The following is a 25289-nucleotide window of genomic DNA, read 5'->3' as shown; positions in this document are numbered from 1 at the left end:
GAAATCTCCGTCTCCAGAACAAGTCTTGGCATCTGTTGACAGCATAGTATCCGAAGAGGGAGAAAAGTGAATTGGCTACACCTAACGAACAACCGTACGATCTCGTTAGCGGCTGAGGATTTCAACAGAGCCAAATAGAGGTATGAAGATGACTGCCGCTTGACGTGCTCGTTTCCCTCAGAACTCGTTTGCCTCCGCCTTCTTGTCAGCGACTACACTCTGACACCCCCTGTCCGCCCCATCCCTATAAGTGATAGACAGGCGAATTCAACGCCGTATGTCGAATCTTGTCGTCAAAGCCGCAGTCAAGGATGCACTCGCAGAGAAGAACATCGCCGGCGACTTCTACGAGGCACTCGACGAAGAGGTCGAAGAACTACTCAAGGAGGCTGCCGCACGCGCCGAAGCAAACAATCGCAAGACCGTCCAGCCCCGCGACCTCTAAAGCGACTTCTCTTATGCTTTCCCGTGTGTTACGCTCGATCTGAATAGCCGCTACGTCACGAAATTGCGGTCGAGCACGAGAACAACGGCGAGTGTAGAGACGAGTAAGCTGGTTGCTGATGGGATTCCGCCGCTGGCCGACCTGAATTGCCAGTTCGGCTACGAGGCCGACCATCCCACCGAAGACGCACACTTCACCAATGGCATGGGCGAGGTGACGGGAATAGGGAAACCGCTCAGGCATCGCCAGATGTGGTGTCGACGGAGAGCGGGCGATAGCTGTTCGCGAGGACGAGGCCGAGACCGATGGCGGTCAGTACCGTTGCGACAAGCGGCGTGACGCGCCCACTCATCGCGATCGGAAGACCGACGACAGGCGTGAGGAGGGCGAGCGCGAGGTTTTCGCGGAGTCGCCGGCGTGTCCCGCGTGCAATCGCGAAGAGTGAACGCAACGGCGTGAGGTCGTCCGCGGTGACGAGTGCGTCCGCGACGGTCGTAGTGAAGTCACTCCCGGAGACCATCGCGATGCCGAGGTCGGCGGCGGCGAGCGCGGGCGCGTCGTTCGTCCCGTCACCAACCATCGCGACGGAGCCGTCCTCACGGAGGCGACGCACGAGCTCTTCTTTCTCCTCGGGGGCGACGTCTGCATGGACGGCATCAATCGCTTGATGGTCGGCGAAACGACGGGCGGCCGCAGAATCGTCGCCCGTAATGACGACGACGCGCATGCCGTCTGCGGCGAACGCAGCGACAGTTTCCTCCCATTCCGGCCGTGGGTCGTCCTCAAGCGCGACGACGCCGCGTGCTTGGCCGTCCCAGCCGACGACGGTCGGAATCGCATCTTCGTCGCGAACGGCCTCGATAGTGTCACGAATCGATGTGGGGAGTGTCCAGTCAGTGTCGGCAAACAACTCAGGGTCGCCGACTGCAGTCCGTGTGCCGTCGACAGTGGCGGTAACGCCGTAGCGGTGGCGGTCGAAGTCGTCGACGCTCGCCGCGTACTCGGGTGCACGCTCGCGAATCGCGGCTGCAATCGGGTGGCTCGACCGTGATTCGACGGCGGCCGCCTGCTGGAGAATGGTGTCAGTGTCGTCGCCGTGAACGGTCGAAACTCGCATTTCGCCGGTGGTGAGTGTACCTGTCTTGTCGAACGCGACGGTGTCGATATCGGTGACCCGTTCAAGGACGGTCTGGTTGAGGACCGGAACATCGGCGTCGGCGGCGGTGGCGAGCCCGCGCCCGATTGCGAGCGGTGTGACGAGCGTGAGCGCCACCGGACAGGCGACGATGAGTATGGTGAGCGCCGTGCGGACCGTTGTTTCGATCGATGTGCTGAGTACAGCCCACGCGCCGAGCGTCGCGACGGCAAGGACGGCGACGACCGGCGTGTAGTATGCGGCGACGCGATTCGTGAGGCGCTCGGCCGCGGACTGCTCGGCTTGGAGATCCCAGACGAGGTCTCGCAGTCGGTCGAGTGTACTCGTTGCGTCGTCGACGACCGTGATTTCGAGCGCGCCATCGGCGACGATTGAACCACCGACGACGTCGTCACCGGGCGATTTCCGCTGTGGCCGCGCCTCACCGGTGATGAGTGCCTCGTTGACCGCGCCCCGTCCGGCGGCGACGGTGCCGTCGAGCGGGATTCGCTCACCTGCGCGGACGAGCAGGCGCTCGCCACCCGTGCAGTCCGCGACCGGAATCGTCTCGAACCCATCGCCGCGGAGGCACCGTGCCGTCCTCTCCGCGTTGTCGACGATGTCGGTGAGGTCCTGCACCGCTTGGCGCTTGTAGCGCGCTCGGGTGTGATTCGCGATGGTGGCGAGGACAATAATGGACGTCGCGACGTCGAAGAAGAGGTAGAGCCGGTCGAGGAAGAGCAGCGAGACGACCGAGTAGGCGTAGGCGCTCAGCGCCGTGAGCGCGATGAGGACGTCGAGCGTCAACTGGCGTTCGCGGAGGCTGATGGCGGCCGATCGGAGTATCGGGAAGCCGACGCCGAGGACGGTGATCGTCGTGAACATCGCGACCGGCCCGTAGAGACCGGTGACAATGGCGTGATTGTTCAGCGAGGACGTCGGTAGCAGGCCGAGATAGACGGGGTAGAAGAACGCGGCGTAGATAATGTAGACGGGCGCGACGGCGATTACCGAGAAGACGGTGCGGAGGTGGTCGAAATCGAAGTCGTTCCGCTCGGCGGGCGTCTCCTCGGGCGTCGGATCGGCGGCGCGATACCCCCACGCCGAGAGCGTCTCCGCGATGGTGTCACGCTCAACCCGGTCGGGGTCGTAGGTAACCCGCATCATCTCGGCAGTATAGCTCGCCGCTGCATCCGTAACCCCATCGAGGCGGGCTGCGCGTCGCTCGAGATAGGACTCGCAGGCCCGCGTGTGCATCCCGCTAATCGAGAAATACGCGGTCTCCATCTCGCTACTCATCTTTGCGGAAGCGAGGAAACCCCGCCGCAAGCGGCGGGGAGGAATCGCGTTCGGTTAGCTGGGCATTTCCACGCGGTTTGCCCGCCTGTCTGTCCTATTCGGTCGTCTCGTCGGTGTCGAGGGCGCGGTAGCCTTCGAGTAGGAGTCCTTTCCATGTGTATCCTCTCCGGTCTTTGAAGTCGCTTAGCTCCTCGAATTGGTCTTCGTTCACTTCGATATGGATGCTTTTTGCCATACATATCTATCTTATTACATAGTCTTATGCACCTTAGGGTGCTACGTATTGGTGACGGATGACCGCGACTGCCACGAAAACGCTCGAAGCCACGCTCGCGCCACCGACGGCGCACAAAGAGCAACGGCTTCAGCGGACCGTGGCGACGTATCGCCGCGCTCTCGCGGACGCCTTCGAGAGTGGTGCGGATACGCAAACAGCGGTCAACGATGTCGTCACCGGCTACAATCTCACGTCCTACGCGAAAGACGCACTCAAGAACTACGTCCCACAACTTCGGGACACCTACGACGCCGAGGAGTTGTCTGAGGACCACCTAGTCCGGTTCACGAACCGGGGCTGGCGTCTTGACCACTCCGAGGAACGCAGACACGAGTTCTGCTGGCGCGTCCCGCAAGCCGGGCGTGGCAACGCTTTCTGGATTCCGCTCCGCATCAACCCCGCACAACGCGAGCTGTGGGACGACCTGCTCGACGGCGATGTATCGGTCGGCGAGTTCCGACTGCAAGAACACCACACCAACTGGGTGCTTCACGTCACCGTCGAGTACGAGGTCGCGGACCCAGAGGAACCGGACGACCCGACGCCGGTCGGCTTCGATATCGGTGAATCCAAGCTCCTGACGGGCTGTGCCTGTCAGAACGGTATTCCGACCCAACCGATGCTGTTCGACGGTGGGCGCGCTCGCCATCTCCGCAAAGAGATGTTCACAACACTCCGACGGCTCCAAGAGCGCGACGCCGCCGAGTGGCGCGTCGACGAACGATTTGACCACTACCAGAACGCGCTGACGGATATTGTCGAGAAGGCGTCTCGGGAAGCCATCGAGTACGCCAACGAGTTCGAGAATCCGGTTATCGTGCTCGAAGACCTCTCGGATATCCGCGAACATCTCGACTACGGGAAGTGGATGAACCGCCGCCTCCACAACTGGGCATTCGCGCGCCTCACTGGACGCATCGAGGACAAAGCCCTCGAAGCGGGTATCCCGGTGCAGTTCGTGAACCCGGCATACACGAGCCAAACGTGCCACGCCTGCGGCCACATCGGTTCCCGGTCGTCGCAGGCGGCGTTCCGATGCACGAACGGCGAGTGTTGGGTTTCGGAGTACCAAGCGGACATCAACGCGGCGGCCACCATCGCTGGCCGCCTCAACCCATGGGGAGAGAGCCTGTCGCTGAAACCGACGGGCGATGACTCGCCACGGGACGGGAGTGCTTGTGACAGCACCACAGGACACCGCACGCCGAGTCCGAAACCCGGACAGACGACGCTTGCGGCGTTTCAGTCCTGAAACCTCCAGTACGAGGCTTCCCTTGTAGGAAGCCCTGCCCTTCAGGGCGGGTGAGGATGTCACTGCAGTTGTTGGAGAGTTGTGTTCAACGAGGGTCTCGGAGAGTAATGGATGGAACTCACGGTCTGTTAGTGGGTGTGGTTGGTTGACGTAGGTGTTGTGTGGTTCGTCGTAAGTTCAACGGTGACATGGTCAACGCCGGCGTCGCGAAGCGTCTCGTGAACATGCGCCCGTAACGCCTCTTGAGCTGTGAGCGAATCGACTGACACCGAGAGAGTAACCGTCGCGACGGTGAGACGACTGCAGACCTGCCAGACGTGACAGTCGATGACTTCGTCCACGCCGTCAAGACCGTCGAAGTCGGCGTGCAGCTCGTCCATAGGAATCGGACTTCGCTCAAGAATGAGGTTGAGGCTATCCCGGAGGACAGTGTACGCCGACCAGATGATGACAAGCGCAATGAGTGCGGCCGTGATCGGGTCAACGACGCGAATATCGAAGAGCGCGATGATGGCAGTCGAGATGATGACGGCGATGGACGCGCCCGTGTCACCGAGCAAGTGATAGAAGGCACCGCGTTCGTTCAGACTGAGTTCGTCACCGTGCAGGTAGACGACAGACGCAACGTTGACAACGAGGCCGCCGGCCGCGAGGAGAATCGTCATCGTCGCGTCGAGTTCGACCGGATTCAGGAAGCGCTGATAGGATTCATAGAGGATAACGAGTGCCATCGGAACAAGCAGCGTCCCGTTCAGGAGTGCGGCAAGCGGTTCGAGGCGATGGAGGCCGAATGTCCACTCGCCGGGCGTTTCGTACCGTTCGGCTGTGTAGCCGGCGGCGAACGCCATCAGGTAGGAGAGCGCGTCAAACAGCATGTGGACAGCGTCGCTCAGCAGTGCGAGTGAGCCGAACAGGAGGCCGCCAGCGAGTTCGACAACGAAGCCGACCGTATTGATCGCGGCGACGACACCGAGCTTTCGAACACTTCCCGTCCCGCCATGACCGCCGTCGTGGTCATGCTCGGCGTGCGATACGGCATCGTGACTATCGTCATGACTATGCTCGTCGTGATTGTGTGTCGATTCCCGATTTTCAGTCATAGCTACTGGTGGCCAGCACAGAATTATTAAATCATCTGTTAGACGAATCTGTATAGATGCCCCATATTGGCAATATAGACAGAATATTTAATAACTCGGGTTTGTGTGGGGCAACCAGTCACATTTCCTGACAGCTGAGCTGTTAGAAGATGCCGGCGATGAACCGGTGATAGAGGTTGTTACGACCCATGGCGGAATTCCACCCTGAAGGGGGTAGGTCAGGACTACCGAATCACTCCACTTCGTCACGGCTCTCTGCACAGTTCGTTGATTAAGCAGGAACTGAGAGATCGGCGTTACGGAGCCGTCGTGCGTTGATCGCCACAATAACCGTCGAGAGCGACATAAGGACCGCGCCGATGGCCGGGGAGAGCAGGATTCCGATTGGCGCGAGGATACCGGCTGCCAGTGGGAGGGCAAAGACGTTGTAGCCGGTCGCCCAGACGAGGTTCTCCTGCATCTTCCGGTAGCTCGCTTTCGAGAGCTTGATGAGTCGGACGACGTCGAGCGGGTTGTTCTCGACGAGGATGATGTCGCCGGACTCGATCGCGACGTCCGTCCCGCTCCCGATGGCGATACCCACATCTGCACGCGCGAGCGCTGGCGCGTCGTTGACGCCGTCGCCGACCATCGCGACGAGCTTTCCTTCGCGCTGGAGCTCCGCGACGGCCTGATCTTTCTCCTCAGGGAGGACTTCGGCGAAATACTGGTCGATCCCGAGTTCTTCGGACACTGCTTTCGCGACGTCCTCGCTGTCGCCGGTCAGCATCGCGACCTCGATGCCCATCTCGTGGAGGGCGTGGATAGTCCGGCGACTTTCCTCGCGGATCACGTCCGCGAGCGCGAACGCCGCGACAACCTCTGACTCTCCGTGTACGAGGTAGACAACCGTCTGTGCGTTAGCACCCGACTCAGCCGCGAACGTCTTGACGTCATCGGGTGCCTCAACGTCGAGTTTTTCGAGCAGATTCGGGCCACCGACGTGATACGTCTCGTCGTCGATCTCGGCACGGACACCGAGGCCGCGGAGGTTTTCGAATGACGTCGCGTGGGCTCCCTTGATGCCGCGTTCATCGGCGGCATTCCGAATCGCGCGGGCGATCATGTGCTCGGAGTCGCCTTCGATCGCAGTCGCGACGCGGAAAGCCTGTTCTTCATCCCAGCCGCTGGCGGTTTCGGTGCCGACGACACCTTGCTCGCCTTTCGTGAGCGTTCCCGTCTTGTCGAAGATTATCGTATCGAGGTTGCGAGATTCCTCCATAGCGATGCGGTCGCGGATGAGCATCCCATTCTGGGCCGCTGTCGACGTGTTGATAGCGACAACCAGCGGAACAGCGAGCCCGAGCGCGTGCGGGCACGCGATGACGAGAACCGTGACGACGCGTTCGAGGACGGCGATGTTGTAGCCAGTCGCGATGACCCACGCAACCGCGGTGACCGCGGCGACGCCGAGGGAAACGTAGAACAGCCACCCCGCGGCTTTGTCGGCGAGTAGTTGGGTCTTCGACTTCGACTGCTGGGCCTCCGAAACGAGGCGCATGATCCCCGCGAGTGCGGTTTCCTCGCCGGTCTTGGTGACCGCGACACGGAGACTGCCGTCCTGGTTCACAGTACCGGCGATGACCTCTGCACCGGGATCCTTGTCGACAGGACGGGACTCACCAGTAATCATCGACTCGTCGACCGAAGACTCGCCTTCGACGACTTCCCCATCGGCAGGAACGCTCGCTCCCGGCCGAACGAGAACGACATCGCCTTCCTGCAGATTGGCAATCGGGACTTCCTCAATCTCGTCGGATTCGGTGACGAGTTCGGCGGTGTCGGGCATGAGCTTCGCGAGTTCGTCGAGTGCACCGGAGGCCTGGCGAACCGACCGCATCTCCACCCAGTGCCCGAGGAGCATGATGTCGATGAGGGTGACGAGTTCCCAGAAGAACGGCGTCGTCCCCTCGAGGAAGAGGCTCGCGAGCGAGTAGACGAACGCGACCGTAATCGCGAGCGAGATGAGCATCATCATCCCGGGCTCGCGGTTCCGGAGCTCGGTGCGCGCCATCGAGAGGAACGGGACACCGCCATACGCGAAGATGACTACCGCGAGGACTGGGGTGATCCACACGCTCCCTGGGAACGTGGGTGCAGTGTAGCCGACGACGTCCTGGATGAACTCACTGAAGACGATAACCGGGATGGAGAGGACGAGCGAGACCCAGAACCGCCGTCGGAACATTTGCTCGTGGCCGGTGTGGTCCGTGTGTGCGCTGTGGCCAGTGTGGTCGTGACCTTCGTGCCCCGTTGTTGGCGTCACGTGGCTCACAGACGGCTCATCAGCAGCTCGTTCGTGATGTGGCTGGGGCTCACGCATCTCGTGTTCCGCGAGATCATGGTCGGGATGCCCGTGCTCAACGTGCTCACCGGCGTGATGCTCGTGTTCAGAACGGTCTTCTTGGTTTTCGGATTCGACAGTATCGGATACCTCCTCGGTCGCATCCCCATCACAGAATCGACAGGAAGGATACGTGCCGATCGGGTGCTCTGGTTCTTTATCGTCCGTCATTACCCCACCTCACTGTGACGAAAGTCGTCATTACCAGGATGTACGCGGTGTCAACCAAAGAGATGGTGGGTGGTTTTCCCAGGTAGAAAGCCAGTCGCTACGAAGTGGCCTGCCAGTCTTGACGTCGATATATTACTGGATGGTTTGTGTTTGCCAGCAAGAGACTTCATTAATTCGCCACAGTGCAAATTCGGGATAATGGTTATATCGCGACCACACGGAGGTTCAAGTATGAGTTCAGAGCCACGCCGTTCCGGTGACCGAGACCTTTTCCGACTCGTTATTCTCGTCGTCGGCGTTATCGTCCTTGCACCACTCCTGATGATGGTGTTCATGATGCCGATGATGGGAATGATGGGCTGGTGGTGGAGCGACGGGATGATGGGTGGAATGTCCTCATTCTGGGGACTTGTTATGATGCTGTTTTGGCTCGTGATCTTAGCGGGAATTGGATATGTGCTCTACCGAGCCGTGGCCGGCAGCGATCGTGCAGCTGGGAGAGTTGACCCAGCCCTCGAAGAGCTGCGGTTGGCATACGCACGTGGCGAATTAACGCAGGAGGAGTTCGAAGAACGCAGAGAACAACTTAGACGAGAAGGCTAGACGTATCGAACGACCCGAGCCATCCCGGACTCGAGGTGATAGAGGTTGTGGCAGTGGAAGAGCCAGTTCCCGGGGTTGTCGGCACGGAAGTCGATACTGACCTGCCCCATGTGGCCGGGCACGCGGACGGTGTCCATGAGGGCGTCGCCGACGCGGAAGAAGTGGCCGTGGAGGTGCATCGGGTGGGTGACTGGACTGTGGTTGATCATCCGGAATCGGACGTGTTCACCTTCTTTGACGTCGAGTGGTTCTGCGTTCGGGTACGCCTGTCCGTCGATGAGCCAAGTGTACGAGTTCCCCGCACGGGAGAGAGTGAGGTCGTAGACTCGGTCCGGCGACCCGGAGACCGGCATCTCCTCACGTGCGTGCAGTGAGCCGTAGCGGAGGTGCTGTCCACTACCCCAGTCGGGGAGACGCGGTGGTCCATCTTGGCCTTCGTACTGGACGTCGACGCGAGCCGGCGACTCTTCGCCGTCGACGGGGTCGGCGAGCAGTTGCCACGCTCCGGCGTTCGTCATCTTGACGACGGCGTCGTAGCGCTCTCCGGGGCCGAAGACGAACTCGTCGACGGTCACGGGGTCGACTGGGCGGCCATCGACGTGCGAGATGGCCATACGGTGGCCGGCGAGTCGGGTTCGGAACTCGGTTGCACTCGCGGCGTTCACGAAGCGGAACCGAATGCGTTCACCCTCCTCAACGTCAAGGGTTGGCGCGTTCGTCGGGAGTCGGCCGTTCGCCGTCAACCCGGTGTAGGGTGGCCGCACGTCACCCATCATCCCGCCCATGCCGCCGCCCATTCCTCCACCCATTCCGCTCCCACCGTTGGAGAGTGGTTCGGGAGGTTGGTCGAGGTAGTCGTCGAAGACGACGGTGAACTCGCGGTCGTAGTCGACGTGTGGGTCCGCTTCTTCGACGACGAGTGGGCCAAGGAGGCCGCGGTCGAGTTGCAGCCCGACGTGACTGTGGTAGAAGTACGTCCCTGCAGGCTCCGCACGGAACGTGTAGGTGAACGGCGTTCCTTGGTCGACGGGGTCCTGCGTGACGTACGGAACACCGTCCATCGCGTTCTGGAGGGGAATGCCGTGCCAGTGTGTGGTCGTCACCGCCGGGAGGTCGTTCTGGAGCGTCACTTCGAGAACGTCACCCTCACTGACTCGGAGTTCGGGGCCGATGTATTGCCCGTCGTAGGTCCAGGTCCGTCGCGTGTCGCTTCCAGACGGGGAAATCGTCGCTTCAGTCGCCTGTAGCGTCCGGGTTACGTCGGGGGCAGGAAGCGGCTCGGGCTCGGGCGGCGTGTACGTCGGCGGTTCGAAGGAATCGCCCGGTTCCTGGTCGCCCTCGCCGATAGGCGGACTCGGTCCCCGTCCGTCTCGACCGGGGAGGAGTCCGGCACACCCCGCCAGTGACATGAGTCCCGTCCCAGCGAGGCCAGCTAGAAACTGGCGTCGACTCTCCTTGCTCATACTGTCGCGTCGTCCGAGAGTGACTTTTCTGTGGCGGGTGGCTCGAAATCGGTTCTGTGCTCTTCGAGCCACTCCTCGGCGTCGAGGGCGGCCATGCTTCCTGTTCCAGCGGCGGTGATCGCCTGTTGGTACTTGCGGTCCATCACGTCGCCAGCAGCGAACACGCCCTCGACGGCAGTCTCGGTGGTCATTCCCTCGCGAGTCTCGATATAGCCGTCCTCGTCGAGCGGGACCGTGGTTTCCTCGAGGAACGCAGTATTCGGCGTGTGACCGATTGCGTAGAAGACGCCCTGTACGTCGAGGACGCGCCGCTCTACGGACTCATCTGCCTCGAGTTTCTCTCGTGGATACCCCTCTGGGTGCGTGACGAGTTCCGCACCAGTGATGCCCTCCTCACGACTCCCCTGGAGTTCGAGGAGTTCGGTGTTCCAGAGGAACTCGACGTCGTCGTTGTCGAACGCACGTTGGCGCATGATCTCGGAGGCGCTAAGTTCGTCACGACGGTGAGCGACATAAACTGTGTCGGCGAACTTCGTCAGGAACGTGGCTTCCTCCATAGCGGAGTCACCACCACCGACGACGAGGACGTCGTGCTCGCGGTGGAACGCACCGTCGCAGGTGGCACACGTCGAGAGACCGTAGCCCATCAACTCGTCTTCGTTCTCGGCGCCGACCCAGCGTGCGCTCGCACCCGTCGCGACGACGAGTGCGCGAGTACGAACTGTCTCGTTGGACGCGAGCTCGAGGGCGAATGGGCGTGTCTCCAAGTCGGCCTCGACGACGCGGCCACGACGGTACTCGGCACCGAACTGTTCGGCCTGCTCGCGACCACGTTGGGCGAGTTCTGCGCCACCAACGCCCTCGGGGAAGCCGAGGAAGTTCTCAACGTCTGTCGTGAGCGTGAGCTGGCCCCCTGGTTCGGGACCAGTAAGGACTAGCGGATTAAGGTCCGCCCGTGCTGCGTAGATCGCGGCGGAGTGGCCAGCGATGCCCGACCCGACGATGACGAGGTCGTGAACCTTGCCCATCTAGTTCGCCACCTCCTCGACAAGATTCGCGTAGAACGTCTCGTCACGGACGCCGACGACTCGTTCGACCGGCTCACCGTCTGCAAACACGACAACGTTCGGGACACCTTGGACGCCGTACCGCGCCGCGAGTTGCTGGTTCTGGTCGACGTCGACCTTCGCGACGGCTGCGTCAGTCTCTGCGGCGAGGCTCTCGAGAATCGGCTCGAGCATCTGGCACGGTCCACACCAGTCCGCGTAGAAGTCGACGAGAACGACGTCGTACTCGCTGACTATCGCGTTGAGCTCTGACTCACCGTTTACGTAAACCGGCTCTTCGGAAGTTGACCGACCATCCGCTGCATCGAGCAACTCATCGCGGCGCCTCTCACGAATCTCCTCAATGTCGTTTGCCGTTCGTTCTGCCATTGTGTTTCGAGATAGGGGCCGGACTGGCTTAATAGTTTTGTACGTAGTGAACAATACTGACGTCGCATGAGATCTTCCTCCTTTTGCCGGATGAATCAATTTTCTCTCTACAGGGTGCTAATAGCCACAGACAATCAAACTCATAGAAACCATAAGCAACACAACCTCTAAGTCCTCTTAGTTAGAATTGTCTAATATGTCCTATACTCTGGACAAGCAGGTCGCGGGATCGTTCAACGATGTCGTCGCGCAGACCGAGGAGGCACTCGCTGAAGAAGGGTTCGGCGTCCTGTGTGACATCGACGTCGAGGCGACGTTCGCGAAGAAGCTCGACGTCGACTTCCGGAAGTACCGAATTCTCGGCGCGTGCAATCCGCCGCTGGCTCACGAGGGAATTGAGGCCGAGTTGGGTCTAGGCGCTCTCCTGCCGTGCAATGTCATCGTCTACGAGACCGACGACGGCGACGTCGCCGTGCGTGCCGTCGACCCCGAGGTCCTTCTCGACGCCGTCGACAATCCTGAACTTGACGAAATCGCCGCCGAGGTCCGTGAGCGTTTCGAGCGGGTACTCGACTCGCTTCCCGAAAGCGTCGAAGAGTAACGGTCGACTCTCGTTCCTATCGCTTTGGATCGTTAGCCGCAACCGCATTTAACGAGCCGACGGTATTGTGAACCGAGAGATCATCGACAACCAGCTGGGCGAAGGCAGTGTCCACTTCACACCATGATACTTGACCAACTCGTCTCGCGCCTCGAGCAGTTGTTCGAGCCGCTTCGATCTGTTCTCAGACCGATTCTGTCTGACCCACAAGTCGCACTCCTGTGGACGGTACTGGTCGCCGTTTCAGTCGGCACACTCGTCTGGGATATCCGGAAGCGAAATCAGGCAATTCCCTCGCTAATGAAGGGGGTTTGGGGCTTAGTTGTCCTCTATTCAGGACCGTTCGGACTCGCTCTCTACTGGTACGCCGGCCGGACGCAGATTAGCCACGACTCACTGTGGCGTCGTGGCGTCCGCTCGACAGCTCACTGTTACTCGGGATGTGGCGCCGGCGAAGTTGTCGGTGTGACGATTGCACAGGGTATTCTCGCACTGGCGGTCGGGTGGGTCGCTGCAATTACGTTCGGGTTTGCCTACGTCTTCGGCTACGCGCTCACCGTCGGACCACTCATGCAGGAGGGAGTCAGCTTCGGTGAGGCGGTGACGGACGCCTTCTACAGTGAGACTCCCTCGATCACAATTATGGAAATTGCCGCAATCGGCATCGACCTCCTCCTCGCAGCCGACGCACACATGGGCGACATTCTGTTCTGGATGGCGCTGGTCTTCTCGCTCTCGATTGGTTTCCTCGCGGCGTTCCCGATAAACGTCGCGCTTGTCAGACTCGGCGTGAAAGAAGGGATGAAGAATCCGGCCGAACTCAACGCTGGGAGCTAACTGGTGTCGCTCTCAGCGTGTTCCGTGCGTGCCGAAGTTTGGATGGGTCTCTTCGAGCCAGGCGAGCGTGACAAGACCTGAGAGGAGCATCGCGACGCCGACGCCGAGGATGGCTGCCTCGATCGAGACGAGGTCGGCGAGCAAGCCGACGAAAATCGCGCCGAATCCGTAGCCGGCGTCGCGCCACATACGGTACACACCGAGGCCCTGTGCCCGCCAGCGTGGATGTGCGGCATCCCCGACGACCGTGATGAGGTTTGGGTAGAGCAGCGCCATTCCTGCACCGGTGACAGTCGCGGCACCGATCCACAGCCAGTACCCGCTAACAACCGCTGTCAGTGCCGTCCCGACACCCGCGATAAACATCCCGACGACGATCGGCGGCCGGCGGCCGATGCGGTCGGCGAGCCGACCCGTGTAAAGTTGGCCGACACCCCAGACACCGCCGTAGACGCCCACAACCACACCGACTTCCGCAACTGAGAGCCCTCGTGTCGTGAAGTACAGCGGGAAGGCGATCCAGACGAGTGCGTCAACGAACTTCTCGACGCTCCCGGCCTGAGCCGCCGCGAACAGCGTCCGGTCACCATAGGTCGCCTGCTTCACTACCTCGGCAAACGGGAGGTCGCCATCGCTGTCACCGCTCTCGGCGGCGTCTGCTTCGGCGTCGGCATACGGCTTCGTCTCCTCGACGAGGAGTATCGAGGCGAGGAGACCAACGAGTACCACGCCGGCGAGGAGGAAGAACGGCTCGGGACGGAGCCCGTAGGCCGTGGCGACGACCCCGGAGATCCATCCACCGACAGCGACGCCAACGTAGCCGAATGTCTCGTCGAGACCGACCGCAAGACCGCGCTGCGTGTCACCTGCGAGGTCGATCTTCGCGTTTACGCTCATACTCCACGCCAGTCCCTGGTTAACGCCGAGGAGCACGTTCGCGAGCGTGACCCACCACCAGTTCGTCGCGAAGACGAGAACTACGGGGATGGGAAGTGCGACAACCCAACCGAGCGAAAGAATCGGCTTGCGGCCGTATGTGTCGGCCCATTTCCCGCCATAGAGGTTCAACAGCGCCTTCACGAACCCGAAGCTCAACACGAACGAGCCGATCACCAGGAGCGATTCAAGGCCGAATACCTCCCGACCGAGAACGGGAACGACCGTCCGCTCGCTCCCGATAGTGAGCCCGACGGCGAACACCATCAGCAACTGGAGGACGAACTGCTGCCAGTTCTCGCGAATCCCTTGGATAGCGCTCATCGGTCTGGATCACTCCCCGGAGTACCGGCTGTCTCCGACGGCGAAACCCCAACAGATGTGCTCATCATATACATTACTACACAATCCTGAATGTATATCCATTCCGAAGAAGGGGACTAATGCCACATATTCCCCATGTAATAAGTATCCTGCACCGATGTCTATTTCGTAGTATGGACACAACTACACAGTATGGGTTACCACACGTTCGACGCTGCGAAGGCATCGAAGCTCGAAGACGCAGCGCGTCGATACCGCTATATCTCCCGTGAAGAGCTACTCTGGGCGCTTGACGTGAACGGGACAGAAACTGTTGCGGATCTCGGGAGTGGGACGGGTTTCTACACAGACGACGTTGCACCCCAGGTTGAGTCCGTATACGGGGTCGACCTGCAGGCAGAAATGCACGAGCAGTATCGCGAAAAGGGCCTCCCGGAGAACGTCGAATTGGTTGAGTCTGACGTCGTCGACCTCCCGTTCGACGACGATACTCTCGATGCCGCATTCTCGACGATGACGTATCACGAGTTCGCGAGCGAACAAGCACTCGAAGAGATCGCGCGGGTGGTTCGTCCGAATGGACGACTCGTCGTCGCGGACTGGTCGGCAGATGGTGACGGCGAGGCAGGGCCACCGCTGGAGGAGCGCTACGACGGCGACGCGGTCGTAACCGAGCTTCGTGACGTCGGTTTCGAGATCGAGTTCTGGGCGACCAGGCGAGAGACGTTCCTCGTTGTCGGGGTGCTCAATGCGTAGCGTCTCTCCAGAACAACTGGATGAGTTACGTTCCGAGGAGGGCGTCTTCGTCCTCGACATTCGCCCCGAGGCGGATTTCCAGCGCAGTCACATCGACGGGAGCTACAACGCGCCGGTCTACCACGAACTTCGACGGGGTGAGAGCGACGTACTCATCGAGTATCTCGACGACATCCCAGAAGCCGCTACGGTCGTTACCGTCTGCAAGGCCGGTGTCGTCGCCAAGAAGGCGACGTCGACGCTCGCCGATCGAGGGTACGACGCGGCGACGCTCATCGGCGGGTACACGGGTTGGCGTCAGTACGAGGCAAACACACTCCTGTATCGGATCTTGGCCGCTATCCGGTCACTCCTTCCCTAAAAACGAAAGCCCGACGAAGGGGTCGGGAGCGTTAGTTAGCAGCGCAGTTGTTGGGGCCGAGTTCGAGCGCCTCGACGTCGCCACCGGGCTGGGTTTTCCCCCAGTTGATCTGCTTGATTTCGTTGTAGTTGGCGGGCTCGTCGGCGAGGCTCTCGACGATGGTCTCGACGAACGTCTCCTCGTCGTCGTCCTCGACGTAGCTGAGGAGTTCGTTGGTCGACTTCTCCTGGAGCGCGCCGAGTTCGGTCGCGAGCGGTCGAATCTCCTCGTCGCTGAAGTGGCCGGGGAGGACGACGGTCGCGTTGTCGAGGTCGGTGAGATAGTCGAGACTGTCGAACAGCTGGCTCGCGGCCTCGCGGACGGCTTCCTCGGAACTGTCCTCGAGGTCGGGGCGGCCGACGCTCCGGAGGAACAGCGTATCCCCTGAGAGGAGCGCGTCACCGAACCGGAAGGAGACGCTACCGGGCGTGTGACCGGGCGTGTGGAGCACATCGAGTTCGCGCTCGCCGACGTCGATGGCGTCACCGTCTTCGAGTTCGGTCACTTCGTCAAGTTCCGCCGCGTCGTCTTCGTGGAGGTAGTAGGGGATGTTGAGTTCGCCGGCGAGGCGTCGCGCACCCGAGACGTGGTCCGCGTGGGCGTGAGTGTCTGTGACACCGACGATGTCCAGCCCGTGCGAATCAGCAACGCTCAGGTACTGGTCGATGTACTGCGATGGGTCGACGACGACCGCCTCACCGCCGTCGTGGACGAGGTAGGAGACACACCCCGTACCCGGCCGGACGATCTGGACGACACCGTCAGTAGCCGTATCGTACTCGCGGTGAACGCGCCCCCAGCCGTTCATCCCGTTGTCCATAGACTTCGCGTCGAAGCCGTGCTCACGGAGGAATTCGGCGGCGCGAGCCGACGTCACACCACCGACACAGACAGTCGCGATTTCTTTATCTTCAGGGAGTTCCTCGAGGCGCTCCTCGAGCGTCGAGAAGTCGTACTCCAGTAGCTCGTCGTAGACTGGCAGGTTCGTGCTGCCCGGAATCTGCCATTCCTCGTAGTCGTCTTCGTTACGCACGTCGAGGATGAAGAGGTCCTCGGAGCCCTCTTCCTGCACGCGTCGTGCGACTTCCGATGGCGAGAGTTCAATATTGCCCATTACACCCAATACTAACCAACACTAGCGCATAAATGTATCGTCCAACCTGGTGGTTACTGCATCCGATAGTGATGAAGAAGGCTCGATAGATCAGTATCGGTGGGTATTTACACTTCTACACAATATTCGATTCTGGGGCGGTCTGGTAGAGTTCGAGCATTCTTCCCGCCGCCCCTTTCGCAGAGGCACAGCTAATTCCTTTGCAGTGGTAAGAAGAGTACGTGAGTTGGTCTGTTTGATTAACCCTCGACAGTCGCGGATTCGGGCTGATCGCCGTACTTCTCACCGAACTCGCCGATGAGTTGACCCATCTTCGCGTACCAGTCGTTGAGCGTGCGCTGCATCTCTTGTGCGATTTCTTCGCCGTCGCGGGGACGGTAGACGTGGTAATACCCACCCTGTTCGTAGTTCACCTGCTCTTTCTGGATGAAGCCAGTCTGGAGCAGTCGCTGGACCGACCGGTAGGCCGTCGAGCGCTCGCGGTCGACTTCGTCGGCGATCTCGTCGACTGTAAGCGGTTCCTCGTAATCACACAGCACTTCGAAGATCTCCTTGTCGAGTTCTTTCAGGTCGTGGAAGCACTCGAGCAGGCCCTCACACTCCATATCCTGCCGGAGCATCTCGTTCATCGAATTAGCCATTAGTTATCTAGAGTACGGTTTCAACACTCAAAAGTATTTGTATAGTGGGCACAATACTGCGCCTTTCTATGACGTCGTGAGCCGACACCACGTTCCAGTACTATCCCCTCGTAGTCGACAGATGGCCGCGAGGACGACAGCACTACTCACGAGCAGTGCTGCACCGAAGATCAGCACGGTACTCACAGTATTGAGAATCTCGATCCCGTAGACGTTGCCGAGCTTGTTCGCAGCGACAGCGACACTTCCTGCGAGGAGCATCGCAGCGAAGTAGCCCTTAATCGACTCCTCGTCGACAAGATTAGTCGCCCCGGCACCGATACGGGCACCGAGAGCGCTCCCCAGCAAGAGGAACCCAACAACGGATAGGGCGACCGAGCCGGACTGCGCGTAGGTGAACGCGCCGAATGCCCCCGAGATCGTGATCTGGAGGATGTCGGTCCCGACGGCGACCGCGGCGGGCACGCCGAGCCCGTACATCATCGCGGGCATCAGGAGGAATCCGCCGCCCACGCCGAGGAATCCCGAGAGGACACCGATGACCAACCCGACGGCGAAGATTATGAGCCCCGAGACACGAACGTCGCCTCGAAGCGTCACCATCGGCGGGAGTTCGATGGCCTGAACACGGTCGGCGAGATTGAGGCCCGGCTCGTCGGCCGTGTCCGAGCGGGCGTCGCGGAGCGTGAACAGCCCGACAGCGGCGAGCAGCCCCACGTACGCGACGTTGATGATGAGGTCGGCCATCCCTGTTGCCTCAAGGAAGAACACGACGTTTTTCCCGAGCTCGATACCGATAGTCATCGCGACAGTCATGATCGCCGCCAGCTTGTAGTCAACCTGTCCGTGGTCGCGATGTCTGAGCGCGCCGATGACACTCGTCCCGAAAACAAACGCGAGCCCGCTTCCGACAGCGACCGTCGACGGATACCCCAAGACGAGGAGGGCGGGAGTCACGAGGAATGATCCACCCATTCCGAAGAACCCGAACAGGGTTCCGATGAGGAGGCCGAAACCGACAAACACGCCAACCATCAGGAGGCTCATTCCGAGGATTTCCATCGTCACTCACCTCCGAGGCTGTTGAGAACAGTCGATGTGACGAGCCGACTCAACGCCCCGTACACCACGTAGAGCGCGAGTGATTCGGCGAAGACGACGCTAATGGCCGCAGCTGCCTGCAGCGGCTCGCTCAGGGTTTCGAGACCCATCATATTAGACCACCCTATTCTTGCTTGAAATTGGGTTCACTACACAATACTGCTGGCGTGTGGAGACTGTCTGTGTCTGTTGAAACATGGTGGTTAGTTCTCCGAGAGGCGAGTCCGGACGGCGCCCTGAATGTAGGCACCGAGGAACATCCCGGCGATGGCCCAGAAGATCGGGTAGTTTCCGATACCGACGCTCGCGTACGCGGCGCCGGGACAGATCCCCGAAATCCCCCAGCCGACGCCGAAGATTGCGCCGCCGAGGACGACGTTCCGGTCGAACTCCTTCACGCGACGCGTGTATTCGGTGCCGGTGAGTGGAGCACGGTTGAGGCCGGTAGTCGCGACGAAGAACGTCACGCCAGTGACGACGGCAGCCCCTCCCATGACGAAGAGGAGACCGAAGTCGTCGAACTGGAGGAAGTCCAGCACGACCTCAGGGCGTGCCATGCCACTGATAGCGAGACCGAGCCCGAAGACGAGCCCGCCGATAAAGATCGCGGGCATGAACAACGGGCTCTCGCGACTCTCGCTCATGGTGCCACCCCGAGCGCGGCGACGAGTTGGGCGGTGCCGATAGCGAACGCCATGAACGTCGCAACGTTCACTAACGACGTCTCAGAGAGCGAACCGACACCGCAGACACCGTGCCCGCTCGTACAGCCTTTCCCGAGACGAGTGCCAATTCCGACGAGTATCCCACCCCCGAGGAGGCGCCACCACTGAACGTCGGTCGTCCAGACACCGGGGTTCGGTGCGAGCGCCAGTCCCCAGACGGCAGCACCAGCGACGATACCGAGTGTGAAGACGACGCGCCAGTCGCGCGACTGGACGTACTTGAAGCGGTTGAATCGCTCAACGTCCGAGACGTAGCTCAGCGTCGACTCGAGGAACGTGCTCGCGCCCGCGATAATCCCTGTCGAGAGGTAGATGACCGTGGCGCCGAACCCCACGAGAATCCCGCCGATCAGATACGGCAAGATACCGCGTGGGAATAGTGTCTCGAGCCCGGACGCGGCTACTGGTGTGAGTAACCCCATCGTTAGTTCGTGAGGGCGTCCTCACTCGCCGCGCAGTTGTTCGGCCCGAGTTCGAGTTCAAACGCGCGTTCGTTATCGGGCGCTTCCTGTCCAAGATTCGTCGCGATTATCTCTTCGTAGTTCGCCGGCTGGGGCGGCATATCTGCGACGATGAAGTCGACGAACTCGTCTTCATCCATCGACAGCGCCTCCATACGCGCCTTCAAATCGCCGAGTTTAGCGGTGTAGGTGCCGTCGTCGTTCGGAGTTGCCGCGTCGCTAAAGTGTGCGGGTGCGATAACCGTTTCATCGGGGAGTGAGAGAATCTTTGCCTGCAGACTCTCGTAAAGGGTCCGCGCGGCGTCCTTAGCTGCTTCGGGGTCTTCGAGGTCAGGTCGTGCAACGCTCTCTGTGAAGAGGCCGTCGCCCGTGAAGAGCACGTCACCGACCTTGTAGGCGGTCATGCCCGTCGTATGGCCAGGTGTGGTGATGACCTCAATGTCGACATCGCCGACGGTCACCATCTCGCCGTCCGTGACCGTCATGTAGTCGACATCGTAGTCGACGCCACGCTCAACTGCACGCTCTGGGAGAACCGGCGTCGCGTCGGTCTCGGTCGTGAGGTCGCGGAGGCCTGAGATGTGGTCAGCGTGGATGTGTGTGTCGAGTGCATACGCTACGTCGGCGCCAAGTGTGCGCACGTCCTGCACGTACTCGGTCGTGAATGCGCGGAGCGGGTCGATGACTGCGGCCTCGTCCTCAGAAACGATGAGGTACGCCAGGCAGCCACTCGACGGCCGACGGTACTGTGCGACCGTCGCATCGACGTCCACGTCGAGTTCCGAATACTCGTAGATGCGCGCCCACCCCTTCATCCCACGCTCAAGGTGTTCAACCTCGTAGCCATCCGATTCGAGGTTCTCAGCGATCATCTCACTGGATCCACCCTTCGCACAGAGCACCGTGAGACGGCGGTCGTCGGGAAGCTCCTCGTGAAGGTCGTCGGGGATTTCGTCGATTAGCTGGAAGTACGGGTAGTTCACGATGTCGACGTTCTCACCGTCGATATGCCACTCTTCGAAGTCACCCTCCGACCGGACGTCAAGGACAAATACGTCTTCACCCCTGTCGATTCGCTCCTTCAGCTGCTCAGGCGTGACTTCGGCAATCTGTTCCTCCGCCGTCGTCGGGTCGGCGTCACTCATCTTCACTGCCCACTATCGGCCGTCGACAAATAAGGCTTTGCATAGAAACTCATTTTCTGCACAATACTACTCCGGCAATACACTCCTGAATGTCCTGTATACGCGCATTATAGTGATATAACGCCACCACAATAGTGTCTGTACCTGAATTACTACCGATGCGCTTTTCACGCTCAGTCCAATATTGGAGGGTGAAGTCAATATCATGACGGACTACGAAGTCACTGAGACGCTCGACGTGAAGGGTCAGAACTGTCCGATGCCGGTCGTCAAAACGAAGCAGACCATCGACAAGCTTGAGGAAGGTGCAGTGCTCGAAGTACTCGCGACCGATCCGGGGAGCATGAGCGACCTGGGTGGGTGGGCCGACACGACCGCCGGGGTCGAACTCGTCGATCAGCAGGAAGGCGACGAGGTGTACACACACTACGTGCGGAAGACGGAGTAAACTACTCATGAGTACCGACACCCCAACTCCCAGCGACGACGACCCCAGCCGCGCGGAACTGGCGGCACGTGTCGAGGAACTCGAAGCGCAAATCGCCGACATCGAAGCCCGAGCAGACGACGACCAGCCGAAGATGTCCATCATCGCGACGAAGGGGACACTTGATATGGCGTATCCGCCGCTCATCCTCGCGAGTACTGCAGCCGCCTTCGGCTACGAGGTCACGGTCTTCCACACGTTCTGGGGACTCGACATTCTCCATGAGGACCGCTCGAAGAACCTCCAACTGAGCTCTGTCGGCAACCCCAACATGCCGGTCCCGAACGCCATCGCCGCGCTCCCGGGGATGGATAAGATGACGACGAAGATGATGGAAAAGCGGATCGAGGACAATGATACGGCCACGATTGAGGAGCTGATCGACACGTCACTTGACATGGGCGTTGAGTTCCAGGCCTGTCAGATGACGATTGATCTCATGGACTACGACGAGGACGACTTCTACGATGGGGTCACCACCGGTGTCGGCGCTGCGACTGCCATACAGGACATGGCCGACGCTGACATCCAACTACTGGTCTAACCGGAGCGGCGAACCATTTATGTATTCTCTAGAATGTAGTATTGTATATAGTGAACAATACGATTCGGGCTGAAGCGGTTCGAGATCGTGCCGATGAGCTATTCGTTCTCGACGTGCGGCCGGCATACAGTTACCATGAGAACCACATCGTGGAGAGCCACAATCTCCCGATCTACGACCAACTCGCCGGCGAGAGCTTCATCGGTCTCGATGCGTCTCTCGACGAACTTCCCGACGACCAAGAAATCGCCGTCGTCTGCTTCAGCGGCTCGAAGGCCTCACTTGCTGCCGAACACCTCCGAAAGCGGGGCTACGATGCGAAAGCCCTCATTGGTGGGATGAGCGACTGGCCGTACGAGACGGTCGGTGAAGCACCTGCTGCTACCGTCCGCTCTATCCAAGCACGTGGGTAACTCGACGACTTCGGGCATAAGCACTAAGGAGCCCAGAATGACTGTGCATAGTATAGCGAATATTATGAACATCCATATATTACCCCCAAAGGTCGACGCGGCTTCGCGCCGGGTGTACGACGATGACTGATGATTCGGAGGGGCGTGGCGACCTAGCAGACCCTGAGCATCGCGACGTCGGGAAGGGGCTACTCGACGAGGAGATGGGACCGAGCGGAGCGATGGCGCACCTCTATCGGGGCGAAATCCATCGGATGAAGTACTGGCGCGAACGACTCGATAAGACCACGAACTGGGCGGTCATCGTCATGGCCGCCATCCTCACGTGGGCGTTCTCCAGTCCGGACAACCCCCACTACATCGTCCTCATCGGCGTTGCGACACTCACAGTTTTCCTCGTCATCGAGGCGCGACGCTACCGAGGGTACGACATCTGGCGCTCACGCGTCCGCATTCTTCAGGAGAACGTCTGGTCGGTCGGCCTTGATCCCACGAAAGACGTCGCTAACCCAGAGTGGCGAGAGAAACTCAGCGATGACTACCGTGCACCAGCGATCAAGATTACTGCTGAAGAAGCCATCGCACACCGCTTGCGACGCATCTACCTCCCGATGCTCAGTATCATGCTTGCTGCATGGGTCGTCCGCATTACCGCCTTCTCTCCAGAGTCGTGGATCCAGACCGCCGCCATCGGGATGATCTCCGGCCCACTCGTCGTCGCATTCGTTGCTGTCTTCTTCGTCGGCACACTCGCCGTCGCCTGCCGGCCACGGACGTGGCACGCGAAAGGCGAACTGCGCGACGAACGCCTCCGAAAAGAACGCTAACCAGGTCATAGCGCTTATCCGGGATTCGGACGAATCGAGACGCATGCAGGCTGTCTTCCACCATTCAAACGACGAGAACACCCTCCAGACACGTGTCGTCAACAATATCGCCAACCTCCTCAACGACGAGACGATTGACCTCGACGACGTCGTTCTCGTCACGAACAGCGGCGGCCTCCAACTCGTCCTTGAAGACTCGCCAGAGCGAGAACGTGTTGTAGAACTCCTCGAGCGCGGCGTCACCGTCAAGCAGTGCCAGAACACCATCGAAGGAACCGACGTCACAGCCGCAGACCTCATCGACGGCGTCGAACTCGTTCCGTCCGGCGTCGGAGAGCTAACGCGCCTGCAGAACGAGGGATACGCGTATCTCGTCCCGTAGCTTCAGAGGAGTGCCGGAACGGTGTTCCGGAAGATGTTGAGCGAGATGATGAACAGGAGTGTGATGACGAACCAGTTGAACTTCTGCTGATCCTCCTCGAGACGACGCAGGTACGTGCCGAGTAGAAGGCCGATGATGGTCACGACGGCGATTGTGGAGCCGAGCCAGATTCGGTACGTCGTCAAGAGATCGGTGAAGAGCGCCATCTGGACGAGGCGCACCGTGAAGATAATACCGAGTACCATCGAGAGTCCGCCGATATACCGTTCGGTGTCGCGCTCGAACGTGTGGAAATATGCCGGGAGGAGTGGGCCGAGGTTCGACGCTGCGAGAAGGAATCCCTCCAGAAAGCCTGCTGCACTGAGGGCGATTGGATGATGGGCTTCTTCGATCGTCACGAAGTTCCGAGCGACTTGGAAAATGACGTAGCCGAGGATGATGAGCCCGATGAGGAATGGGACGATCGGTCCGGTGCTGTAGTGTGACAGGAAGTAGACGCCGATGACTGACCCGATAACCGCCAGTGAAACGAGAAGCCACTCCTCACGGATGAACGTGACTCCGGTCTTCGTCTCGCCAATCTGGAACATATTGATCATCCATGGTGGAATCGCCAGAACGACGACGGCGAGCGTCGGGTCAATGACTGACGCGAAGATCGGTGTCGTGATGAGTGCGTGACATCCTCCCCGCCGTGAACGGCGGGGCTTCCCGTCCCGCAGTTTGGGATATTTGCCGGTCTACGATACGACCTGTTCTCTCGATTTGAACGTCCCGCTCTCGCGGTCGAACAGGTGTACCGATGGCTGTGCCACACAGCCGTTACTCCTATCCTCACCGTGAGGACTCGGAGTTATCTTTTGGCGCATATTCTCCGCCCCATTACAATCCGCGTTAGCTACCAATTCACACGACGAGCACACGTACAACCCACGCTCAACACGATTCGACTTCGTGTCGTCACCACACCGTGAACACGTCTTCGACGTATCCCACTCGTTCTCTTTCAACACCTCGATACCACGTATCTCGCCCTTGTATGCGAGATATCGGTAGATGCGGTCGAATGCCCACGAGTGCAGCTTCTTGTTCCCAGTCTTGCCCCAGTCGGACTCTCGCACGTCTTCGGGCCAACTCACCGCGAGCGTGCCAACACCACGTTCGACACACTCGGTGATGATGGTGTCCGTAAGCGTGTGGTAGAAGTGCGTTTCGCGCTCTGTGAGTTTCCTACGTACCCACATCGCCGTCTCCGAGGGGCCGTTCTCACCCTTGGTGTCGTACTCTGCTTGGGTGAAGTAGTGTTTGTCCTCTTTGAGCGAGTTGCCGGGATACAGGACGTATTCGTCGGGGAAGGCGACCGTGGCGATGTTCGTGATGCCGAGGTCGATGCCTGCCACTTCATCGCCTGCTGACTCTGCGGTTTCAAGGCTGATTTTGCAGACGAAGTGCAGTTCCCACTTGTCTGTGGAGCCGTTCCAGACCGCACGGACGTTCTGCACCCGGTTGACTTCCGAGAGGTCAACGTCGGGTCGCGTCTGGTACTCGCAGAGCAGGAAGTCCGAGAAGTGGTCTTTGAGGTTCGACCCCTTGCTGAGTCGGACGCGATTATTCTCGGGGTCGTGTGTGAAGCCATCGGCTTTGAACGTGACCGTACTGCGTGGTCGAGTATCGCCGTGTTTGCGGTAGCCGGGCGGATTCGCCTCATCAAACTTGTGTCGCAGGTCGAACCACGACTGGAAAGCGTCGGAAAGTTCTTCAATGACTTTCTGACTGGATTGGGCGTTCAAATCTTTCCAGCACGACTGGTTCTTCATATACGCTTTCAGTATACCTTCGTCTGGGATTTCGCCGGTTGCGTCCCAGATGCGGTCGGCTGTCCAGCGTGCGACATTCCAGATTTTCGAGGCAGAATCACCGAGCGAATTGAGGCCATCGCACACCTGTTGATGGTTCTGGATGGAACCAACGTAGGTACGTGTGACCTCAATCGCCATACATAGCCTATGTAAGTAGAATTACTTAGTAGTG

At 60.0% G+C, this 25289-nt stretch carries 29 protein-coding genes and 1 pseudogene; 13 read left to right on the top strand and 17 right to left on the bottom strand.

Features of this window, described 5'->3' with window-relative positions:
- The first annotated feature begins 277 nt into the window (after positions 1–277).
- A complete protein-coding gene (locus ACQUS8_RS15190; protein WP_435102628.1) occupies positions 278–445 on the top strand; it encodes a DUF1931 family protein in 168 nt (55 codons plus the stop codon).
- 235 nt (positions 446–680) lie between these two features.
- On the opposite strand, the gene ACQUS8_RS15185 is transcribed toward ACQUS8_RS15190, so the two are convergent.
- Together ACQUS8_RS15185 and ACQUS8_RS15180 are read right to left on the bottom strand one after the other, a co-directional pair.
- Positions 681–2879 (bottom strand): heavy metal translocating P-type ATPase, encoded by a 2199-nt coding sequence (locus tag ACQUS8_RS15185; RefSeq protein WP_435102626.1) that lies wholly within the window; start codon positions 2877–2879, stop codon positions 681–683.
- A gap of 94 nt (positions 2880–2973) precedes the next feature.
- Positions 2974–3114 carry a hypothetical protein gene (locus tag ACQUS8_RS15180; RefSeq protein WP_435102624.1) on the bottom strand — a complete coding sequence of 47 codons (141 nt, stop codon included), beginning with the start codon at positions 3112–3114 and terminating at the stop codon, positions 2974–2976.
- A 58-nt stretch (positions 3115–3172) separates the two neighbouring features.
- On the opposite strand from ACQUS8_RS15180, the gene ACQUS8_RS15175 reads away from it, so the two are divergent.
- A complete protein-coding gene (locus ACQUS8_RS15175) occupies positions 3173–4408 on the top strand; it encodes an RNA-guided endonuclease TnpB family protein (protein ID WP_435102622.1) in 1236 nt (411 codons plus the stop codon).
- 128 nt (positions 4409–4536) lie between these two features.
- Here the strand turns inward: ACQUS8_RS15175 and ACQUS8_RS15170 are convergent, their stop codons facing one another.
- Positions 4537–5508: a cation diffusion facilitator family transporter gene (locus ACQUS8_RS15170; RefSeq protein WP_435102620.1), complete on the bottom strand. Its 972-nt coding sequence runs from the start codon at positions 5506–5508 to the stop codon at positions 4537–4539.
- Between the two features lie 271 nt (positions 5509–5779).
- Positions 5780–7735 carry a copper-translocating P-type ATPase gene (locus tag ACQUS8_RS15165; RefSeq protein WP_435102618.1) on the bottom strand — a complete coding sequence of 652 codons (1956 nt, stop codon included), beginning with the start codon at positions 7733–7735 and terminating at the stop codon, positions 5780–5782.
- Positions 7736–7873: 138 nt separating this feature from the next.
- Here ACQUS8_RS15165 and ACQUS8_RS15160 point away from each other — a divergent pair, with 138 nt between their 5' ends.
- Positions 7874–8080, top strand: coding sequence for a hypothetical protein (locus ACQUS8_RS15160; protein WP_435102616.1), 207 nt, complete (start codon positions 7874–7876; stop codon positions 8078–8080).
- 213 nt (positions 8081–8293) lie between these two features.
- A complete protein-coding gene (locus ACQUS8_RS15155) occupies positions 8294–8665 on the top strand; it encodes an SHOCT domain-containing protein (RefSeq protein ID WP_435102614.1) in 372 nt (123 codons plus the stop codon).
- On the opposite strand, the gene ACQUS8_RS15150 is transcribed toward ACQUS8_RS15155, so the two are convergent.
- From ACQUS8_RS15150 to trxA, 3 genes are read right to left on the bottom strand one after another with little or no spacing between them, the layout of a single operon-like run.
- Positions 8662–10128: a multicopper oxidase family protein gene (locus ACQUS8_RS15150; protein WP_435102612.1), complete on the bottom strand. Its 1467-nt coding sequence runs from the start codon at positions 10126–10128 to the stop codon at positions 8662–8664. The two genes, ACQUS8_RS15155 and ACQUS8_RS15150, sit on opposite strands and share 4 nt — an antisense overlap.
- Positions 10125–11156, bottom strand: coding sequence for an NAD(P)/FAD-dependent oxidoreductase (locus ACQUS8_RS15145; protein WP_435102610.1), 1032 nt, complete (start codon positions 11154–11156; stop codon positions 10125–10127). Before ACQUS8_RS15145 ends, ACQUS8_RS15150 begins: the two co-directional genes overlap by 4 nt.
- A complete protein-coding gene (trxA, locus tag ACQUS8_RS15140) occupies positions 11157–11564 on the bottom strand; it encodes a thioredoxin (RefSeq protein WP_435102608.1) in 408 nt (135 codons plus the stop codon).
- 196 nt (positions 11565–11760) lie between these two features.
- Here trxA and ACQUS8_RS15135 point away from each other — a divergent pair, with 196 nt between their 5' ends.
- Positions 11761–12165 (top strand): DUF302 domain-containing protein, encoded by a 405-nt coding sequence (locus ACQUS8_RS15135; RefSeq protein ID WP_435102606.1) that lies wholly within the window; start codon positions 11761–11763, stop codon positions 12163–12165.
- A gap of 123 nt (positions 12166–12288) precedes the next feature.
- A complete protein-coding gene (locus ACQUS8_RS15130) occupies positions 12289–13002 on the top strand; it encodes a DUF4396 domain-containing protein (RefSeq protein ID WP_435102604.1) in 714 nt (237 codons plus the stop codon).
- 12 nt (positions 13003–13014) lie between these two features.
- Here ACQUS8_RS15130 and ACQUS8_RS15125 read toward each other — a convergent pair whose 3' ends face one another.
- Positions 13015–14262: an MFS transporter gene (locus ACQUS8_RS15125; protein ID WP_435102602.1), complete on the bottom strand. Its 1248-nt coding sequence runs from the start codon at positions 14260–14262 to the stop codon at positions 13015–13017.
- Between the two features lie 192 nt (positions 14263–14454).
- On the opposite strand from ACQUS8_RS15125, the gene ACQUS8_RS15120 reads away from it, so the two are divergent.
- Together ACQUS8_RS15120 and ACQUS8_RS15115 are read left to right on the top strand one after the other, a co-directional pair.
- A complete protein-coding gene (locus ACQUS8_RS15120) occupies positions 14455–15018 on the top strand; it encodes a class I SAM-dependent methyltransferase (RefSeq protein ID WP_435102600.1) in 564 nt (187 codons plus the stop codon).
- Complete coding sequence (locus tag ACQUS8_RS15115) at positions 15011–15379, top strand: rhodanese-like domain-containing protein (RefSeq protein WP_435102598.1); 369 nt, start codon at positions 15011–15013, stop codon at positions 15377–15379. Before ACQUS8_RS15120 ends, ACQUS8_RS15115 begins: the two co-directional genes overlap by 8 nt.
- Before the next feature lie 31 nt (positions 15380–15410).
- Here the strand turns inward: ACQUS8_RS15115 and ACQUS8_RS15110 are convergent, their stop codons facing one another.
- From ACQUS8_RS15110 to ACQUS8_RS15080, 7 genes are all read right to left on the bottom strand, one after another.
- A complete protein-coding gene (locus ACQUS8_RS15110) occupies positions 15411–16532 on the bottom strand; it encodes an MBL fold metallo-hydrolase (protein WP_435102596.1) in 1122 nt (373 codons plus the stop codon).
- Between the two features lie 239 nt (positions 16533–16771).
- On the bottom strand, positions 16772–17173 hold the full coding sequence (locus tag ACQUS8_RS15105; RefSeq protein WP_435102594.1) for a helix-turn-helix domain-containing protein: 402 nt from the start codon (positions 17171–17173) through the stop codon (positions 16772–16774).
- 66 nt (positions 17174–17239) lie between these two features.
- Entirely contained in the window at positions 17240–18220 is a 981-nt protein-coding gene (locus ACQUS8_RS15100) for a sulfite exporter TauE/SafE family protein (protein ID WP_435102634.1), read from the bottom strand.
- A 17-nt stretch (positions 18221–18237) separates the two neighbouring features.
- On the bottom strand, positions 18238–18387 hold the full coding sequence (locus tag ACQUS8_RS15095) for a DUF7512 family protein (RefSeq protein ID WP_435102592.1): 150 nt from the start codon (positions 18385–18387) through the stop codon (positions 18238–18240).
- A 90-nt stretch (positions 18388–18477) separates the two neighbouring features.
- On the bottom strand, positions 18478–18918 hold the full coding sequence (locus ACQUS8_RS15090; protein ID WP_435102590.1) for a DUF6691 family protein: 441 nt from the start codon (positions 18916–18918) through the stop codon (positions 18478–18480).
- Positions 18915–19421, bottom strand: a complete 507-nt coding sequence (locus ACQUS8_RS15085) for a YeeE/YedE family protein (protein WP_435102587.1) — start codon at positions 19419–19421, stop codon at positions 18915–18917. Before ACQUS8_RS15085 ends, ACQUS8_RS15090 begins: the two co-directional genes overlap by 4 nt.
- 2 nt (positions 19422–19423) lie before the next feature.
- Positions 19424–20605 (bottom strand): MBL fold metallo-hydrolase, encoded by a 1182-nt coding sequence (locus ACQUS8_RS15080; protein WP_435102585.1) that lies wholly within the window; start codon positions 20603–20605, stop codon positions 19424–19426.
- 205 nt (positions 20606–20810) lie between these two features.
- Between ACQUS8_RS15080 and ACQUS8_RS15075 the strand changes: the two genes are divergently transcribed.
- From ACQUS8_RS15075 to ACQUS8_RS15055, 5 genes are all read left to right on the top strand, one after another.
- Complete coding sequence (locus ACQUS8_RS15075; RefSeq protein ID WP_435102583.1) at positions 20811–21053, top strand: sulfurtransferase TusA family protein; 243 nt, start codon at positions 20811–20813, stop codon at positions 21051–21053.
- Between the two features lie 7 nt (positions 21054–21060).
- A complete protein-coding gene (locus tag ACQUS8_RS15070; RefSeq protein ID WP_435102581.1) occupies positions 21061–21636 on the top strand; it encodes a DsrE/DsrF/DrsH-like family protein in 576 nt (191 codons plus the stop codon).
- Positions 21637–21686: 50 nt separating this feature from the next.
- Positions 21687–22049, top strand: coding sequence for a rhodanese-like domain-containing protein (locus ACQUS8_RS15065; protein ID WP_435102579.1), 363 nt, complete (start codon positions 21687–21689; stop codon positions 22047–22049).
- A 122-nt stretch (positions 22050–22171) separates the two neighbouring features.
- Positions 22172–22876, top strand: coding sequence for a DUF2270 domain-containing protein (locus tag ACQUS8_RS15060; RefSeq protein WP_435102577.1), 705 nt, complete (start codon positions 22172–22174; stop codon positions 22874–22876).
- Between the two features lie 43 nt (positions 22877–22919).
- A complete protein-coding gene (locus ACQUS8_RS15055; RefSeq protein ID WP_435102575.1) occupies positions 22920–23258 on the top strand; it encodes a DsrE family protein in 339 nt (112 codons plus the stop codon).
- A 2-nt stretch (positions 23259–23260) separates the two neighbouring features.
- On the opposite strand, the pseudogene ACQUS8_RS15050 reads toward ACQUS8_RS15055, so the two are convergent.
- Positions 23261–23938, bottom strand: a pseudogene (locus tag ACQUS8_RS15050) (TSUP family transporter); the annotation flags it as partial.
- A 60-nt stretch (positions 23939–23998) separates the two neighbouring features.
- Positions 23999–25255 carry an RNA-guided endonuclease InsQ/TnpB family protein gene (locus tag ACQUS8_RS15045; RefSeq protein WP_435102573.1) on the bottom strand — a complete coding sequence of 419 codons (1257 nt, stop codon included), beginning with the start codon at positions 25253–25255 and terminating at the stop codon, positions 23999–24001.
- Positions 25256–25289: the final 34 nt, after the last annotated feature.

The organism is Halarchaeum sp. P4 (assembly GCF_051195175.1).
Classification (GTDB): Archaea; Halobacteriota; Halobacteria; order Halobacteriales; family Halobacteriaceae; genus Halarchaeum.
Note: the sequence above shows the minus strand (reverse complement) of the source record. Positions and strands in the feature narration are given on the sequence as shown.

What these genes read in the sequence shown, in the direction of transcription:
- ACQUS8_RS15155 (WP_435102614.1), top strand. Translation starts at nt 8,294, where the DNA reads ATGAGTTCAGAGCCACGCCGTTCCGGTGACCGAGACCTTTTCCGACTC.
- ACQUS8_RS15070 (WP_435102581.1), top strand. Translation starts at nt 21,061, where the DNA reads ATGAGTACCGACACCCCAACTCCCAGCGACGACGACCCCAGCCGCGCG.
- ACQUS8_RS15110 (WP_435102596.1), bottom strand. Translation starts at nt 16,532, where the DNA reads ATGGGCAATATTGAACTCTCGCCATCGGAAGTCGCACGACGCGTGCAG.
- ACQUS8_RS15170 (WP_435102620.1), bottom strand. Translation starts at nt 5,508, where the DNA reads ATGACTGAAAATCGGGAATCGACACACAATCACGACGAGCATAGTCAT.
- ACQUS8_RS15060 (WP_435102577.1), top strand. Translation starts at nt 22,172, where the DNA reads ATGACTGATGATTCGGAGGGGCGTGGCGACCTAGCAGACCCTGAGCAT.
- ACQUS8_RS15130 (WP_435102604.1), top strand. Translation starts at nt 12,289, where the DNA reads ATGATACTTGACCAACTCGTCTCGCGCCTCGAGCAGTTGTTCGAGCCG.
- ACQUS8_RS15125 (WP_435102602.1), bottom strand. Translation starts at nt 14,262, where the DNA reads ATGAGCGCTATCCAAGGGATTCGCGAGAACTGGCAGCAGTTCGTCCTC.
- ACQUS8_RS15100 (WP_435102634.1), bottom strand. Translation starts at nt 18,220, where the DNA reads ATGAGCCTCCTGATGGTTGGCGTGTTTGTCGGTTTCGGCCTCCTCATC.
- ACQUS8_RS15135 (WP_435102606.1), top strand. Translation starts at nt 11,761, where the DNA reads ATGTCCTATACTCTGGACAAGCAGGTCGCGGGATCGTTCAACGATGTC.
- ACQUS8_RS15190 (WP_435102628.1), top strand. Translation starts at nt 278, where the DNA reads ATGTCGAATCTTGTCGTCAAAGCCGCAGTCAAGGATGCACTCGCAGAG.
- ACQUS8_RS15055 (WP_435102575.1), top strand. Translation starts at nt 22,920, where the DNA reads ATGCAGGCTGTCTTCCACCATTCAAACGACGAGAACACCCTCCAGACA.
- trxA (WP_435102608.1), bottom strand. Translation starts at nt 11,564, where the DNA reads ATGGCAGAACGAACGGCAAACGACATTGAGGAGATTCGTGAGAGGCGC.
- ACQUS8_RS15045 (WP_435102573.1), bottom strand. Translation starts at nt 25,255, where the DNA reads ATGGCGATTGAGGTCACACGTACCTACGTTGGTTCCATCCAGAACCAT.
- ACQUS8_RS15075 (WP_435102583.1), top strand. Translation starts at nt 20,811, where the DNA reads ATGACGGACTACGAAGTCACTGAGACGCTCGACGTGAAGGGTCAGAAC.
- ACQUS8_RS15165 (WP_435102618.1), bottom strand. Translation starts at nt 7,735, where the DNA reads ATGTTCCGACGGCGGTTCTGGGTCTCGCTCGTCCTCTCCATCCCGGTT.
- ACQUS8_RS15175 (WP_435102622.1), top strand. Translation starts at nt 3,173, where the DNA reads ATGACCGCGACTGCCACGAAAACGCTCGAAGCCACGCTCGCGCCACCG.
- ACQUS8_RS15180 (WP_435102624.1), bottom strand. Translation starts at nt 3,114, where the DNA reads ATGGCAAAAAGCATCCATATCGAAGTGAACGAAGACCAATTCGAGGAG.
- ACQUS8_RS15120 (WP_435102600.1), top strand. Translation starts at nt 14,455, where the DNA reads ATGGGTTACCACACGTTCGACGCTGCGAAGGCATCGAAGCTCGAAGAC.
- ACQUS8_RS15090 (WP_435102590.1), bottom strand. Translation starts at nt 18,918, where the DNA reads ATGAGCGAGAGTCGCGAGAGCCCGTTGTTCATGCCCGCGATCTTTATC.
- ACQUS8_RS15095 (WP_435102592.1), bottom strand. Translation starts at nt 18,387, where the DNA reads ATGATGGGTCTCGAAACCCTGAGCGAGCCGCTGCAGGCAGCTGCGGCC.
- ACQUS8_RS15085 (WP_435102587.1), bottom strand. Translation starts at nt 19,421, where the DNA reads ATGGGGTTACTCACACCAGTAGCCGCGTCCGGGCTCGAGACACTATTC.
- ACQUS8_RS15150 (WP_435102612.1), bottom strand. Translation starts at nt 10,128, where the DNA reads ATGAGCAAGGAGAGTCGACGCCAGTTTCTAGCTGGCCTCGCTGGGACG.
- ACQUS8_RS15080 (WP_435102585.1), bottom strand. Translation starts at nt 20,605, where the DNA reads ATGAGTGACGCCGACCCGACGACGGCGGAGGAACAGATTGCCGAAGTC.
- ACQUS8_RS15145 (WP_435102610.1), bottom strand. Translation starts at nt 11,156, where the DNA reads ATGGGCAAGGTTCACGACCTCGTCATCGTCGGGTCGGGCATCGCTGGC.
- ACQUS8_RS15105 (WP_435102594.1), bottom strand. Translation starts at nt 17,173, where the DNA reads ATGGCTAATTCGATGAACGAGATGCTCCGGCAGGATATGGAGTGTGAG.
- ACQUS8_RS15185 (WP_435102626.1), bottom strand. Translation starts at nt 2,879, where the DNA reads ATGAGTAGCGAGATGGAGACCGCGTATTTCTCGATTAGCGGGATGCAC.
- ACQUS8_RS15115 (WP_435102598.1), top strand. Translation starts at nt 15,011, where the DNA reads ATGCGTAGCGTCTCTCCAGAACAACTGGATGAGTTACGTTCCGAGGAG.